The sequence below is a fragment of the Amycolatopsis sp. NPDC003865 genome, from assembly GCF_053605345.1.
The window spans coordinates 236,117-250,821 of sequence record NZ_JBSGJA010000005.1 but is presented as its reverse complement, the minus strand read 5'-3'; the positions used below and the strand labels follow the sequence as shown (position 1 = coordinate 250,821).

Annotated in this window: 10 protein-coding genes; 6 read left to right on the top strand and 4 right to left on the bottom strand. The window is 71.0% G+C overall.

All coding sequences use genetic code 11. From position 1 onward, the window contains the following. Positions 1-21: 21 nt before the first annotated feature. On the bottom strand, positions 22-411 hold the full coding sequence (locus ACWEVP_RS15310) for a VOC family protein (RefSeq protein WP_452063166.1): 390 nt from the start codon (positions 409-411) through the stop codon (positions 22-24). A 16-nt stretch (positions 412-427) separates the two neighbouring features. Continuing rightward, complete coding sequence (xylA, locus tag ACWEVP_RS15305; protein ID WP_452063165.1) at positions 428-1,576, bottom strand: xylose isomerase; 1,149 nt, start codon at positions 1,574-1,576, stop codon at positions 428-430. A 98-nt stretch (positions 1,577-1,674) separates the two neighbouring features. Here xylA and ACWEVP_RS15300 point away from each other — a divergent pair, with 98 nt between their 5' ends. After that, the gene (locus ACWEVP_RS15300; RefSeq protein WP_452063164.1) at positions 1,675-2,838 is read left to right on the top strand and encodes an ROK family transcriptional regulator; all 1,164 of its coding nucleotides are present in this window, start codon (positions 1,675-1,677) and stop codon (positions 2,836-2,838) included. Here ACWEVP_RS15300 and ACWEVP_RS15295 read toward each other — a convergent pair. Together ACWEVP_RS15295 and ACWEVP_RS15290 are read right to left on the bottom strand one after the other, a co-directional pair. Then, positions 2,826-3,848, bottom strand: a complete 1,023-nt coding sequence (locus ACWEVP_RS15295) for a glycoside hydrolase family 99 protein (protein WP_452063163.1) — start codon at positions 3,846-3,848, stop codon at positions 2,826-2,828. The genes ACWEVP_RS15300 and ACWEVP_RS15295 overlap by 13 nt on opposite strands. A gap of 133 nt (positions 3,849-3,981) precedes the next feature. After that, positions 3,982-7,215 carry a S8 family serine peptidase gene (locus ACWEVP_RS15290; protein WP_452063162.1) on the bottom strand — a complete coding sequence of 1,078 codons (3,234 nt, stop codon included), beginning with the start codon at positions 7,213-7,215 and terminating at the stop codon, positions 3,982-3,984. 236 nt (positions 7,216-7,451) lie between these two features. On the opposite strand from ACWEVP_RS15290, the gene ACWEVP_RS15285 reads away from it, so the two are divergent. The 5 genes from ACWEVP_RS15285 (at position 7,452) to ACWEVP_RS15265 (ending at position 14,697) form a co-directional block, all read left to right on the top strand. After that, positions 7,452-8,066, top strand: coding sequence for a TetR/AcrR family transcriptional regulator (locus tag ACWEVP_RS15285; RefSeq protein WP_452063161.1), 615 nt, complete (start codon positions 7,452-7,454; stop codon positions 8,064-8,066). 2 nt (positions 8,067-8,068) lie between these two features. Beyond that, on the top strand, positions 8,069-8,977 hold the full coding sequence (locus tag ACWEVP_RS15280; protein ID WP_452063160.1) for an ABC transporter ATP-binding protein: 909 nt from the start codon (positions 8,069-8,071) through the stop codon (positions 8,975-8,977). Then, entirely contained in the window at positions 8,974-10,527 is a 1,554-nt protein-coding gene (locus ACWEVP_RS15275) for an ABC transporter permease (RefSeq protein ID WP_452063159.1), read from the top strand. The genes ACWEVP_RS15280 and ACWEVP_RS15275 overlap by 4 nt, the downstream gene beginning before the upstream one ends. Before the next feature lie 311 nt (positions 10,528-10,838). Further along, complete coding sequence (locus ACWEVP_RS15270) at positions 10,839-12,287, top strand: amidohydrolase (protein WP_452063158.1); 1,449 nt, start codon at positions 10,839-10,841, stop codon at positions 12,285-12,287. 82 nt (positions 12,288-12,369) lie between these two features. Next, positions 12,370-14,697: a GH92 family glycosyl hydrolase gene (locus ACWEVP_RS15265; RefSeq protein WP_452063157.1), complete on the top strand. Its 2,328-nt coding sequence runs from the start codon at positions 12,370-12,372 to the stop codon at positions 14,695-14,697. The last annotated feature ends 8 nt before the right edge of the window (positions 14,698-14,705 follow it).

The window sequence follows — 14,705 nt, the reverse complement described above, 5'->3', positions numbered from 1 at the left end:
TCAACGCGCCCTGCACGGCTTTCAGGGGGTCACTTCGGCGATCCCGAGCATGTTGCCCTCGCTGTCGCGGAACCACGCCGCGCGTTCGCCGCTGCCCTTGCTCGGGTAGTTGCCGCGGATGTCCATGATCCCGTTGACACAGCCCTCGTACTCCTCGAACACCACACCGCGGGCCCGCAGTTCGGTGACCGCCGCCTCGATGTCGTCCACGTAGAAGCCCATCTGCGTGAACGAACCGTCGGACGCGCCGGCGGAGGCGAACAGGCAGAACACGCCCGACGCGCCTTCGTAGCGCAGGCCGCCTTCGCGCTCCTCGGCCGCTTCGAGACCGAGCTTCTCCGCGTACCACCGGCGCGCCCGGGCCAGGTCCTGGGTGGGGATGCGGGCTTCGAACTTCGCGTCGCGCAGCATCCCCCCAGGCTAGCCGTCAGCGGACGCCGAGCAGGTGCTCCAGGGCGAGCTGGTTCAGCCGGGTGAAGTGGTACCCGCGCTGGGCCGCCGCCTCCACGTCGAAGTCGTCCTTCAGGACGTCGTCGAACGTCTCGCCCGGGGCCAGCGTCGGCGTGGCCAGGTCCGGGACGCGGGAGGCGGCGAGGGCTTCGACGACCTCCGGGTCCGAACGGAACTTGGCCGACTTCTCCTTCAGGATCAGGTAGGTCCGCATGTTCGCCGCCGCGGACACCCACACGTCCGCCGGGTCCTCCGTGCGCAGCGGCTTGTAGTCGAAGTGGCGCGGACCCTCGTAGCCGCCGTTCTCCAGCAGGTCGACCAGGAAGAACGCGCTCTTCGTGTCGCCGTGGCCGAAGATCAGGTCCTGGTCGTACTTCGGGCCGTGCTGGCCGTTGAGGTCGATGTGGAACAGCTTGCCCTGCCACAGCGCCTGCGAGATGCCGTGCACGAAGTTGAGGCCGGCCATCTGCTCGTGCCCGACCTCCGGGTTCAGCCCGAACATCTCCGGCCGCGACAGCTGCGAGATGAAGCCCAGCGCGTGCCCGATCGTCGGCAGCAGGATGTCGCCGCGCGGCTCGTTCGGCTTCGGCTCGAGCGCGAACCGCAGCGAGTAGCCCTTCTCGACGACGTAGTCCGCGAGGAGGTCGAGACCCTCCTTGTAGCGGTCGAGCGCCGCCCGGACGTCCTTGGCGGCGTCGGACTCGGCGCCTTCGCGGCCGCCCCAGACGACGTAGGTCTCGGCGCCGAGCTCGGCCGCGAGGTCGAGGTTGCGGCGGACCTTCCGCAGCGCGTACCGCCGGACGTCGCGGTCGTTGCTGGTCAGCCCGCCGTCCTTGAACACCGGGTGGGTGAACAGGTTGGTCGTCGCCATCGGGACCTTCAGGCCGGTCTCCGCGAGCGCCTTGCGGAACCGCTCGATCGCCGTGTCCCGGTCGGGCTCGGTGGCCAGCAGGTCGTCGTCGTGGAACGTCACGCCGTAGGCGCCCAGCTCCGCGAGCCGGTGCACGCTCTCCACCGGGTCCAGCGGCGGCCGCGTCGCGACCCCGAACGGGTCGTTCGCGGGCCAGCCCACGGTCCAGAGGCCGAAGGTGAACTTGTCGGCCGGCTGGGGAGCGTAGTCGCTCATGACTGTCCCTTCATTTAGTTCACGTTGTAGACTAAATATGCGCCGCGGGGGTCCCGGGCGTCAAGGGGCCCGGTTAGAGTGCTTCTCGGGAGGACGCGATGACCCAGGCCGTGCGGCACGATTCGATGCGCGCGCGCAACCTCGAGGTCGTGCTGGGCGCCGTCGGCCGCGGCGGCCCGCTGACCCGCGCCGCGCTCGCCGAACTGACCGGCCTGACGAAGTCGACGGTCTCGAAGCTCGTCGGCGACCTGGTGGACGCGGGCCTGCTGGCCGAGACCGGGCCCGCGCGCGCGGGCGAACGCGGCCGGCCAGGAGTGGAGGTCGTGCTCAGCGGGGCGCGCGTGGCGTCGCTGGGACTGGAGATCAACGTCGACTACCTCGCGGTGCGCGTGCTCGACCTCACCGGCGGCGTCCGGTTCGCCGCCCGCCGCGAGCGGGACAACCGCGGATCGCGGCCGAAGAAAGTCCTCGCCGAACTCCAGGCACTGGCGGCCGAGGCGCTGGCCGAAGCCCACCGGCTGGGGCTGGAGGTGGCGGGGGCGGTGCTGGCGGTGTCCGGCCCGGTCGGCGACGGCGTGCTGTTCAGCGCCCCCAACCTCGGCTGGCAGGACGTCCGCGCGGCCGACCTGCTGCGCCTGCCCGTCCCGGTGGAGCTGGACAACGAAGCGAACCTGGCGGCCCTGGGCGAGCTTTGGTACGGCGACGGCGAGCGCGACTTCCTCTACGTGTCGGGCGAAGTGGGCATCGGCGCGGGACTGGTCGTGAACGGCACGCTGTTCTCGGGCGCCCGCGGGCTGGCGGGGGAGCTGGGCCACGTCGTGGTCGCTCCGCAGGGGCCGCTGTGCCGGTGCGGCGGCAGCGGGTGCCTGGAGACGTTCGCGGGCCAGGAAGCATTGCTCACGGCGGGGGAGGCGGCGTCGCTGCCCGCGTTGCTGACCGCTCTCCAGCGCGACGACCGGGTGGCGCTCGAGGCGTGCGAAGCCGCGGGGAACGCTCTGGGCCTCGCTCTGACGTCGGCGGTCAACCTCCTGGACGTGGACCGGATCGTGCTGGGCGGGGTGTTCACGCAGCTGTACCCGTGGCTGTCCGGCCCGGTGTCGGAGGTGCTGTCGGCCCGGCTCGGCGGCCTCCGGGGCGAGCCACCGGTGCTGTCGGCGTCACGGCTGGGCGGAGCCGCCGCGACACTCGGTGCGGCGGGCCGGGTGGTGCACCGGGTGCTGGCCGATCCGGCGCCGTTCGTGAGCCGGGCTCAGGAGGCGTAAGCCGCCGGGGCGGCGAGCCGGGTGGTCCAGTAGCGGGTCCGATCCAGGTAAGCCGTCTCCGACGCCGGGCCGGAAGTCCCATAGGCGCCCGCGAAAGTCTCGTACCCCGAAGCAGGCGGAGCCGAGCGAGCCGGTTCGATGGCCGATCCCTCGTGCCACTCGTTGAACGACGTCACCGAAACCCAGTCCGCCCCCGACGCGAGCGCGTTCTGCCACTCCCGGTCGTAAGTCGCCCCGTCGTCACGGCCCAGCGTCGGTGTCGTGTTGCCCGGCACCGCGCGGTCGTCCACGTACCCCGGCCCCACCGAGGGCGCCCACACCAGGCCGTTCGCCTCGCAGTACGCGCTCGCACCCGCCCAGCCGGGCGCGGTGGCCCCGGCGATCGCGTCGTAGGTGTACATCCCGCCGAAGTGCGCGACCTTGCTCGTGTCCGTCGTCTGCGCCAGCACGATCGCCGACGGCCGGACCTGGTCCAGCTCGGTCCAGTCCGTGGTGCGCAGGCTTTCGAAGACGTAGAACGCGCCGCGCCCGCCCTCGCGGTAGTACGCCGGGCTCGAACCGTAGCGGCTCTGGATGTAGTTCACATCGGCCACAGTGGACGCCGCCGTCCGCCCGCTGTACGGCTCGAGGTGCCACGCGACCTTGATCCCGTGCCGGGCCGCGGCTTCCAGCACGCCGGCCGCCAGACCGTCCTCATAGGACCCCTGGCCCCACCAGCTGTAGACGATCACCCCGGCGCCGGACTGCTCGATCCACCGCATGTGCTGCTCGACGGCCCCGGAGTAATCGCCGGAGTCGTACGGTCCCAGCACCGGGTAGAAGTTCGCGCCGATGTCGGAGGGCGGCGTGTGGCCGCCTTGCGTCCAATGCCGGTAGCCGGTGGAACCGCCGCCGTACCACGGGTAGTAGAACAAATGGGTACGACCGGAAAGTTCCGCCGCGTGCGCGGCACCCGGCAAAGTGGCCGCCAGCAAGAGAAGTGCGGCGAAGAACGTCGAAATCCGGCGCATGTTCGGAGACCATACGGACACGCACCGAAGGTGGACAAGAGTTGACCGCACATACGCAAACTTGCGTCGGAAACCCACCAGCGGATACGAAAACCGCCCCGGGCGCACCCGGGGCGGTTTCCGTTGAGCGGGACTAGCTCACCGCGTTGACCAGCACCAGCGAGGAGCCGACCGTGACCCCGGTGTCGGTCTGCACGGTCAGCTGACCGCGCAGGATCCGGCCCGCCGCGGGGGCGGCCGTGGCCGTCACCGTCGCCGGCACCGTCCACGACGTGCCCGACGCCCGCGCCGCGTTCGCGTCGGTCACCGCGACCGAACCGAACGCCGGGTTGGTGAACACGTCGAGGTAGTCGTACTCGGTGGTGCCGGCGGGCACGGCGTACCCGTCGACCAGCGCGACCCAGATGCCCGCCGCCGGGTTGGCGATGGTCACCGACTCTTCCGAGTCACCGTCGGCGCTCTGGCCGGCCACCACGCAGGTACCGGTCGTGCAGTTGTACAGCACCAGGTCCAGGTCGGCGCCGACGTCGGACGTCTTGCCGATGGTCGCGGTCAGCGACGTCGAACCCGGCGTCACCGCGATCTGGTACTGCTGCTGCGCGCCTTCGGCGATCGACGGCCGCGAGACCTTCGCGCTGCCCAGCGTGGCGCCGTTCAGCTTGCCGGTGAACGCGCCGAGCGTGTTCTGCACGGTGTAGGACCGCGCGACCGGCTGGCCCAGCGTGGCCGAGGCGATCGTGTCCGGGTTCGGCGTGATCGCCGTGCCCAGCACCGACGCGCTCAGCTTGTACGCCGCATTGTCCACATCGGACGTCCGGCGCGCTTCGACGACGATCTCCCACACGCCCGGCAGCGGGTTCGCGAACGTCCGGCTGGTGGGCGTGCCGCCCGGGCAGCCGGCCCCCGCGTCGGGGAGGTAGCAGTACGTCGTCGAGGTGCTCGCCTCGGCCGGTACGCCGGTCGGGTCGTAGCGCAGGAACCGCACCTGGCCCTTGCCCGGGGCGCCGGCGCCGGCGTCCAGGTCCACCTTCAGCGCGCTGGCGCCCTGCGGCACCCGCACGAAGTAGCTGGTCGCCTGGTTGCGGGCGATCTTGCCGGACACGTCGACCTGGAAGCCCTTGCCGGCGGTGAACTCCTGCGGCGCGAAGACCGTGTTGAGGGTCTGCACGTCGATGCCGATCGTCAGCGGGTTGTCCAGGTACAGCAGCGCCGAGTGGACGCCCGCGTTCTTCGGGTTCACCTTGACGTCGAACTTCACCGGCGTGTTCAGCGGCAGGACCACCGTCGACGCCGAGGAGAACGTCCCGTCGTTGCCGGTCCACCGCGCGAAGTACGGCACCGGGTGCGCCGAACCCGTGGTGCGGGTGATCGTGTACGTGCGGGTGTAGGCCTTGCCCGTGGTCACGCCTTCGCGGTCGTGGATGCCCACGCCGGTGTTCGGCTTGGCCAGCAGGCCCGACAGCGCGGTGTGCACCTCGACCGACGTCGAAACGGCGTCCGGCTTCGGGTTGAGCGACAGCGCGACGAACGCGGCCGGGACGTTGAACAGGCCCGCGCCCTGGGCGTACGCGCCGATGCCCGGCACGAACCGCGCGGTCGACTTGATCGCCGAACGCAGCTGCGCCACCGGCGGCCGCTGGCCGTTGTGCGTCGCCTTGTACGCGCTCACCAGCAGTGCCGCCGCGCCGGTCGCCTGCGGCGCTGCCATCGACGTGCCCTGCAGCATCGCGTAGCCGGCCGGCAGGGTGTACGTGCCGGCCACCGGGCCCGGTGCTTCCCAGCGCGGGGTGGTGGAGATCGCCGCGCCGGGCGCGATGATGTCCGGCTTGAAGCCGCCGTCCTCACGCGGGCCGCGCGAGGAGAACGGGTGCAGCGACTCGGCGTTCTGGGTCTTCGAGCCGTAGTTCGAGAGCCAGGTCTCCTTGGTGATGTACGAGCCGACCGAGATCGCGTCCGTGGCCACCGACGGGTCGCCGACGGTGTTCGCCCCGGCGCCGCTGTTGCCCGCCGAGATGAAGATCTGGACGTTGTACTCGGCGATCGTGCGGTTGTAGAGCTCCGCGCGGGCGTTGTTGCCGTCGTTGAGCGCCGGCAGGCCGCCGATCGAGATGTTGATGACGTCGGCGCCGTGGCTCGCGGCGTAGACGACCCCGTCGACGAGGCCGGAGGAGGTGCAGGCGCTGCCGGTGAGGCAGACCTTGACCGCCAGGACCTTCGCGCCCGGGGCCGCGCCGTCCATCTTGCCGCCGAACAGGTCGTTGCCGGTGGCGATGCCGGCGACGTGCGAGCCGTGCTCGGCGCCGGCGATGCCGATCCCGACGTAGCCCGGCTTGTCGGTCTGGACGACGAAGGCCATCCGCTCGGCGATGTCGGTCGCCGGGTTGTCGGTGCCGAAGAAGCCGACGTCGTACTTCTTGGCGTAGTCGGTCATCGGCTTCTCGTCGGTGAAGTCGCCGTTGCCGTTGAGGTCGACGCGGACCTCCTTGGTCGCGCTGTCGAGCAGCACGCCCCAGGAGTCGGCGCGGTCGCCGTCGCGGTTGATGTCACCGCCGGTCTCGCTGTCCGCCGCGCCCAGGTCGCCCGCGGTCTCGCCGAACACGCCGAAGGTGTACGGGCCGCCGGTCGCCGGAGCCGTCCAGCTCTTGCCGTTCGCGGTGAACGTGCCGGTGTAGGTCTGGGTGGACTGCTTGACCCAGGTGCCGTCGCCGGAGTTGGTGGCGTTGGCGTTGTACCAGTCGACGATCTTGCGTTCGCCGTGGCTGGTGGTGGCCAGCGCGGGGGAGTCGAGGTCGACGCCGGAGTCGAGCACCGCGACGGTGGTGTCCTTGCCGTCCCAGCTGGGCAGGACCTGGCCGAACTGCGCGGCGTAGGTGTCACCGGTCGGCAGGTACGGGTTGACGCGCGGGGTGTCCTTGCCCGGGGCCGGCTGCGGCAGCGGGGTGGTCGCGCCGTCGGGCTTCGGGTCGTCGCGGTAGACGAGGCCGTCGACGTCGACGGCGTTGACCGCCTTGAGCTTCGCGGCCTTCTCCGCCTTTTCGGGCGCGATGGTGACCTTGACGTAGTCGAGCTTGGTGTCGGTGGACTGGACGACGCCACCGAGCGCCTTGAGCTGGTCGACGGCCGCGCCGGTCTGGCCCTTCTCGGCCGCGATCAGCAGCGTGACGTCGGGCTTGCCGGCCTTCTCGGCTTCGGCGACGAGCGCGCGGTCGTGCTCGTCGAGCGTCTTGCCGTCGGCCGCGCCCGAGGTCGGCGGGGCGGTCTGGGCGGCGGCCACCGGAACGGCCACGCCGAGGACGGAGGCGCCGAGTGCGGTGGCGAGGACGGTGATCCCGGCCCGCCGTCTCCAGCGCGATCTGAGCTGTGTCACTGAGAACGACCCTTCGTGAAGAGATGCGTCCGAGAAGTACACATCGTGAGATCTTCGTCAGCAATCAGACAGTTAGCCCATCGACCGCAATTGGTTGTGGGCCGAATGGCCCAACGTGATCACCGGTTAGGCGGCAACCGGAACCGGCACTTTCACGTGAAAGTGCCGCCTTGCTATACGTGCGTGTAGCGCGCTATATTTGCGTGTAGTCGACTACACGCACGTATAGGACCTTCATGAGCACCGAAGACTTCACCGCACGGGCCCGGATCCGGGACGCCGCCATCAAGCTCTTCACCGAGCGGGGCATGGAGAAGACGTCGATCCTCGACATCGCGGGGGAAGCCGGGGTCTCGGGTGGCCTGATCCGCCACCACTTCGGCTCCAAGGAAGGTCTGCGCGAGGCGTGCGACGACTACGTCTTCGACGAGCTGGTGAAGTTCAAGGAGGAGGTGCTGGCGAAGGGGGCCGCGAACCCGGGCTTCCTCCCGACGTTCGACGCCCGCCAGCTGCTGTACCGCCGGTACCTGGGCCGCGCGATGATCGACGGCTCCGATGCCGCCGCCGCGCAGTTCGTCGAGATCGTCGACAACACCGAGCGCTACTTCCGCGAGCAGGGCCTGGACATGCCCGACCCGCGCGGTGTCGCGGCCGCGCTCGCCGCGATGACCGGCGGGCTGATGATCCTGCAGGACCACGTCGCCCGCGCGCTCGGCGAACAGCCGGGCACGAGCGAAGCGATGCTGCGGATGTCGGCGGCCGCCGGGCACCTGTTCATGAACCCGCTCGCCACCCCCGAAGTCCTCGAAAAGGCCCGCGAAGCGCTGGCCGCCTACCAACGGAAGGAATGACGATGGCCGAAGCGATCACCGCCGACGGCCTCACCAAGGCGTTCGGTCCGGCGATTGCCCTCGACGGGCTCGACCTGACCGTCCACACCGGCGAGGTGCACGGGTTCCTCGGACCCAACGGCGCCGGCAAGACCACCACGATCCGCGTCCTGCTGGGGCTGATGCGGGCCGACGGCGGCCGCGCCACCCTGCTCGGCGGCAACCCCTGGACCGACGCCACCGAGCTGCACCGGCGGCTCGCCTACGTGCCCGGCGACGTCACGCTCTGGCCCAACCTCACCGGCGGCGAGGTCATCGACCTGCTCGGGCGCCTGCGCGGGGGGCTCGACACCGCCCGCCGCGCCGAGCTGATCGAGCGCTTCGACCTCGACCCGCGCAAGAAGGGCCGGACGTACTCGAAGGGCAACCGGCAGAAGGTCGCGCTGGTCGCCGCGCTCGCGTCCGAGGTGGAGCTGCTGATCCTCGACGAGCCGACGTCCGGGCTGGACCCGCTGATGGAGGAGGTGTTCCGCGAGGTCGTCGAAGAGGAGCGGCGCCGCGGCGACCGGACCGTGCTGCTGTCCTCGCACATCCTCTCCGAGGTCGAGGCGCTCTGCGACCGCGTCACGATCATCCGGGCGGGGAAGACCGTCGAGTCGGGGACCCTGGACGAGCTGCGGCACCTCGGGCGGATCACGATCGACGCGTCGCTCGCCGACGTTCCGGCGGATCTGGGTTCGCTGCCGGGGGTGCACGACCTGAGCTCGTACGGCTCGCACGTCCACCTGTCGGTCGACCAGGCCGCGCTGGACGACGTCATGCGGCACCTGGCGGCGGCGGGCCTGCGGAACCTGGTGAGCCGGCCGCCGACGCTCGAAGAGCTGTTCCTGCGCCACTACCAGCACGACGAGCCGGTCGGAGCGGCGCGATGACCGGGACGTGGTCGTTGCTGCGGCTGGTGCTGCGCCGTGACCGGCTGCTGATGCCGCTGTGGATCGTCGGCCTGGCGATCGCGCCGATGGGCTACCTGTCGTCGATCGAGGCGGCCTACCCGGACGCGGCGGCGCGGCAGCACTTCTACGATCTCAACGCGTCCAGCGCGACGTTCGTGGTCCGCAACGGGCCGCTCTACGGCTCGTCGGCGGGGAACCTCCTGGCGTGGCAGTGCGGGTTCGTCCCGGTGATCGTCGGGCTGATCGCGGTGCTCACGGTGGTCCGGCACACCCGGACCGAGGAGGAGGCGGGCCGCCGCGAGCTGACCGGCGCGACGGTCGTCGGCCGGCACGCGGGCTTGGCGGCCGCGGTGCTCGCTTCCTGCGGCGCCTGCCTGGTGTTCGGGATCCTGGTCGGGCTCGGCGTCGGCGCGCAGGGCGTTCCGTTCGCCGGGGCGTTCGCGCTGGGCTTGGGCTTTTCCCTGGCGGGGTGGGTGTTCGCGGGCGTGGGGGCGGTCGCGGCGCAGCTGACGTGGGGGGCGAGCGGTGCGCGGGGCCTCGGGATCGGCGTGCTGGTGCTCGCGTTCCTGCTGCGGGCCGCGGGGGACAGCGGTTCGGCGGGGTGGCTCGCGTGGCTGTCGCCGATCGGCTGGGCGCACCGGATGCGGCCGTTCGCGGGGGAGCAGTGGTGGGTCTTGCTCTTGGCGCTCTTCGCGACCGGTTCGCTGGTGGTGCTGGCGGTCGCGTTGTCGGCTCGTCGCGACCTCGGCGCGGCGCTGTTGCCGGCCCGGCTGGGGCGTTCCGGCGCGCGGGCGTCGCTGCGGTCGCCGTTGGCGCTGGCGTGGCGGCTGCAACGGGGGACGCTGCTGGTCTGGACCGTCTGCCTGGCGCTGGTCGGGCTGCTGATGGGCGGGGTCGCGCAGAACGTCGCGGAGATGATGCGGGACAACCAGGCCGTCGCGGACGTGCTTTCGCGCATGGGCGGCGGAGGCGGGGTGATGGACGCGTACCTGGCGGGCACGATGACGCTGTTCGGGTTGGCAGCGGCGGGCTACGCGGTCCAGGCGACGTTGAAGCTGCGGGCGGAGGAAGCGGCGGGCCGGGCGGAGCCGGTGCTGGCAACGGCGGTCGGCCGCACCGGCTGGACACTGGCGCACCTGACGTTCGCCTTGGCGGGCTCGGCGTTCCTGCTGGCGGTCACGGGCCTGGCGACCGGCGCGGCGTACGGCTCGTCGCTGGTCCCGGCAGCACTGGCCCAGTTGCCGGCGGTGTGGGTGCTGGCGGGACTGTCGACGTTGCTGATCGGCTTCTTGCCACGTTTCGCGGCGGCGGCCTGGGGTCTGCTGGGCGCGTTCCTGCTGCTGTCACTGGTGGGATCGGCATTGCAGTGGAACGACGCGGTACTGGGGATCTCGCCGTTCCAGCACCTGGCGCGCCTGCCGGGAGGAACGTTCTCGGTCACACCGGTGGTCTGGCTGGTCGCGATCGCCGCGGCGGCCGGCGCAGGAGGCCTGGCCGCGTTGCGAAGGCGTGACATACCGGTGGGCTGACAGCGAAAGGTGACCACGGCCGGGGGTCCAGGGGGCTTGCCCCCCTGGCGGGGTCTGGGGGTTCGACCCCCAGGAGACACCGCGAGGCGAGGCCAGGTTCGCGCTTTCCGCGAACAGACCTCGCCCCGAGAATCGCTCGCGGCAACCGAGGGAGTCGAACCCTGCGCGGCTTGTGAAGGCGGCGCCCATGGACCGGCCCTGACCCTTCGGCGGGCGACGGCTGCCATCTCGTACAACGGTAGCTAATACCCATCTCATTCCCATCTCACTCCGTGCTTCACCCGGACGGGTCCGCCTGGCAGGGTGGTCGCATGGATGATCTACTGCTGCGCCGCGTGCGGGTGGGGCTCGGCGGGGAGCTCGCGGACGTCCGGGTGAACGACGGCCGCGTCGCGGCGATCACCGAGCCGGGTTCGGCGGGGTTCGCCGCGCGGGTCGTCGACGGGCACGGCGGGACGCTGTTGCCCGGGCTCGTCGACGCGCACGTCCATCTGGTGCAGTGGGCCACCTTCCGGCGCCGGATTCCGCTGGACGCGGCGCGGTCGGCGGGGGAGGCGGTCGAGCTGTTGCTGGCGCACCTGCTGGCGACGCCGTCACGGCCGTCGGAACTGGTGGTGGGCGCGGGGTTCCGCGACGCGCTCTGGCCGGACAAGCCGCACAAGGACCTGCTGCAGCGGGCGCTGCCCGGCCGGGCGGTCGCGTTGTTCAGCGCGGATCTGCACACGCTGTGGCTGAGCCCGGCGGCGTTGCAGCTGATCGGCCGCGACCACCCGACGGGTGTGCTGCTGGAGAACGAGTGCATGAGCGCGACGGCCCAGTTGCCGACGGCCGCGATCGACGTCCAGGACGAGTGGGTGGCGGAAGCGGTGTCCGCGGCGGCCGCGCGCGGGGTGACGCAGATCGTCGACTACGAGTACGCGGACACGGTCGCGGACTGGATGCGCCGGGGTGCCCCGGCGGCGCGGATCTCGTGCGTGATCGCGCGGCACCTGCTGGACCGGACCATCGAACGCGGGCACCGCACGGGTGACGTCCTCCCGGATTCGGACGGGCTGCTCACGGTGGGCCCGTTCAAGCTCTTCGTGGACGGATCCCTCAACACCCGCACGGCTTATTGCCACGACCCCTATCCCGGCGGGGACTCCACGGGGCTGCTCGAGCTCCCGCCGTCGGAGCTGGTTCCGTTGATGGAGCGGGCTTTCGAGCACGGGCTGATCCCCGCGGTCCACGCGATCGGCGACCGGGCGAACACGATCGCGCTGGCCGCGTTCGAGGAGGTGGGCTGTCCCGGCCGGATCGAGCACGCGCAGCTGCTCTCGGCGTCCGACGTCACGCGGTTCGCCGAGCTGGGCGTGATCGCGGCGGTCCAGCCGGCGCACCAGCCGGACGACCGCGACGTCGCCGACCGTCATTGGCACGGACGGACTTCCCGCGCGTTCCCGTACCGCTCGTTGCTGGAATCCGGGGCCCGCCTCGAATTCGGGTCGGATGCCCCGGTGGCGCCGCTGGACCCGTGGGACGGAATCGCGTCGGCGGTGTTCCGCACCGACGACGACCGGCCCGCGTGGCACCCGGAGCAGTCCATCCCGTTCGCCGACGCGCTGGCGGCGTCTTCGGGCGGCCGCCGGGGGATCGCGGTGGGGGACGTGGCGGACCTGATGGTGACGGCGGCGGACCCGTCGACGTTGTCGGCCGCGGACCTCCGGGCCCTCCCGGTGACGGCGACCGTCCTGAACGGGCACGTCACACACCAGAGCTGACCGCCCTCCGGGGCTTGATTTGTCCACCGGACAACGGAAAAGATCGCACACGATATGTGACAACGTTGTCAGGAGGACACGGATGAGAACGCGCACGCGCGTCCTTGCCACCCTGCTCGCCGGGGCCACCACGATGGCCCTCGCGACCCCCGCCGAAGCGAGCGCGAGGTTCGCCGGCGACCCCACCACCCTCGTCGACACCTCGATCGGCAACAACGGGGACGGCACCACCTTCCCGGGCGCCACCACCCCCTTCGGGATGGTGCAGCTGTCCCCGGACACCCAGCTCAAGAAGTACGCGTCCTACGACTACGCGCAGGACACCACCCTCGGCTTCAGCCACACCCACCTCTCGGGCGTCGGCTGCCAGACCATGGGCAACTTCCGGTTCATGCCCACCACCGGCGCCGTCACCAGCAGCGACCCCGCCCAGTACGGCGCGAAGTTCAGCCACGCCGACGAGACCCGGGAGCCCGGGTACTACGGCGTCAAGCTCGCCAACGGCATCGAAGCCGAACTGACCGCCACCCAGCGCAGCGGCCAGCACCGCTACACCTTCCCGGCCGGCGCGAGCGAGAACGTCCTCATCGAGGTCGGCGAGAGCAACGGCTACACCTACGCCGGCGACGTCCACGTGGTCGGGGACGACACCGTCGAGGGCTGGTTGCAGGGCGGGAACTTCTGCTGGGAGACGCAAAAAGAGCGTTACAAGGTCTTCTTCTCCGCCAAGTTCGACCGGAAGTTCACCGGCTTCGGCACCTGGACCGACGACAAGCTGACGCCGAACCAGCGTGACGCCGCGCTCGGCACCCAGCGCACCGGCGCCTGGCTCAGCTTCGGCAGCGACAAGAGCCAGGTCGGGGCCTCCGTCGGCCTGTCGTACACCTCGATCGACGGCGCTCGCCTCAACCGCACCGCCGAGCAGCCCGAGTCGTTCGACAAGGCGCGCGCCGCGGCCCACGACACCTGGAAAGACGAGCTGAACCGCCTGCGCGTCGCCGGCGGGACGACCGCCGACCAGCGGACCTACTACAGCGCGCTGTACCGGTCGCTGCTGCACCCCTCCGTCGGGTCCGATGTGGACGGTTCCTACCGCGGCTTCGACGACGCCGTCCACCGCGGCCGGGACACGTACTACCAGATGTTTTCGCTGTGGGACACCTACCGGTCGCAGAACCAGCTGGTCGCGCTGCTGCACCCGGACAAGGCCGCGGACATGACCAAGTCGGTCCTGAAGATCTACCAGGACGGCGGCTGGGTGCCGCGCTGGGCGCTGGCCGGCGGCGAGACGAACGTGATGAGCGGCGACCCCGTCACGCCGTGGGTGGTCGACAACTACCGCCGCGGCCTGCTCGACGACCGGACCGCGCGGCAGCTCTTCGACGCGTTGTGGCGCAACGCCAACGAAGTCCCGGCCGACCAGTCGGTCTTCCGCGGCCGCGACGGCAACCCGACGTACGTGAAGAACGGCTGGATCGGCTACCAGGACCTGCCGGGCTACACCTACGGCGACACGCGCCAGGCCGGTTCGGCCACCCTCGAGTACGCCCTCGCCGACTGCGCGCTGTCCACCATGGCGGCCGGGCTGGGCTACCGCGACAAGGCGGCGACGCTTTCCGCTCGCTGCGGCAACTTCGCGAAACTGTGGGACACCAGCGTCGAATCGCACGGCTTCACCGGGTTCCCGCGCACCCGCGCGGCGGACGGCACCGGCGTCGGCGACCCGGACCCCGCCCAGTCGACCGGCTTCCACGAGGGCACGCCGTGGCAGTACCAGTGGCTGGCCCAGCAGGACACCGCGAAGCTGTTCGGTCTGATGGGCGGCCCGGCGCAGGCCGAAAAGCGGCTGGACACGTTCTTCGACACGCCGCTGCTGCTCACCGACCCGGCGAAGGCCGCCAAGGACTCCTGGGTCCACGGCGCGTACGACTACCACAACAACTTCGCCTTCAACCCGAACAACGAGCCCGACCTGCACGCGCCGTGGATGTACAGCTGGACGGGCGCGCCGTGGAAGACCTCGGCCGTGCTGCGCGCGGCGCGGACATTGTTCACCGACACGCCGTACGGCATGCCCGGCAACGACGACCTCGGCACCATCTCGTCGTGGCTCGTCTTCGGCATGACGGGCGTCTTCGAAGCCCAGCCGGGCTCCGGGACGTACCTGCTCAGCACGCCGATGTTCGAGAAGGTGGAGATCCGCCCGGCCGGTGGCCGCAAGATCGAGATCGAGGCGCCGGGCGCGAGCGCGGCGAAGCTGCAGTACACAAAGGACGTCCGGATCGGACACCGGAGCTACGACCGCAGCTGGATCTCGCACGCCGACCTGCTTCGCGCGGGCAAGATCCGCTTCTCCCTGAGCGACACCCCGACGGCGTGGGGCACGAAGGCCGCCCCGCCCGCCATGTGATTCAGGAG

Coding starts and splice junctions, on each gene's coding strand:
- ACWEVP_RS15310 (WP_452063166.1), bottom strand. CDS start 411: ATGCTGCGCGACGCGAAGTTCGAAGCCCGCATCCCCACCCAGGACCTG.
- xylA (WP_452063165.1), bottom strand. CDS start 1,576: ATGAGCGACTACGCTCCCCAGCCGGCCGACAAGTTCACCTTCGGCCTC.
- ACWEVP_RS15300 (WP_452063164.1), top strand. CDS start 1,675: ATGACCCAGGCCGTGCGGCACGATTCGATGCGCGCGCGCAACCTCGAG.
- ACWEVP_RS15295 (WP_452063163.1), bottom strand. CDS start 3,848: ATGCGCCGGATTTCGACGTTCTTCGCCGCACTTCTCTTGCTGGCGGCC.
- ACWEVP_RS15285 (WP_452063161.1), top strand. CDS start 7,452: ATGAGCACCGAAGACTTCACCGCACGGGCCCGGATCCGGGACGCCGCC.
- ACWEVP_RS15280 (WP_452063160.1), top strand. CDS start 8,069: ATGGCCGAAGCGATCACCGCCGACGGCCTCACCAAGGCGTTCGGTCCG.
- ACWEVP_RS15275 (WP_452063159.1), top strand. CDS start 8,974: ATGACCGGGACGTGGTCGTTGCTGCGGCTGGTGCTGCGCCGTGACCGG.
- ACWEVP_RS15270 (WP_452063158.1), top strand. CDS start 10,839: ATGGATGATCTACTGCTGCGCCGCGTGCGGGTGGGGCTCGGCGGGGAG.
- ACWEVP_RS15265 (WP_452063157.1), top strand. CDS start 12,370: ATGAGAACGCGCACGCGCGTCCTTGCCACCCTGCTCGCCGGGGCCACC.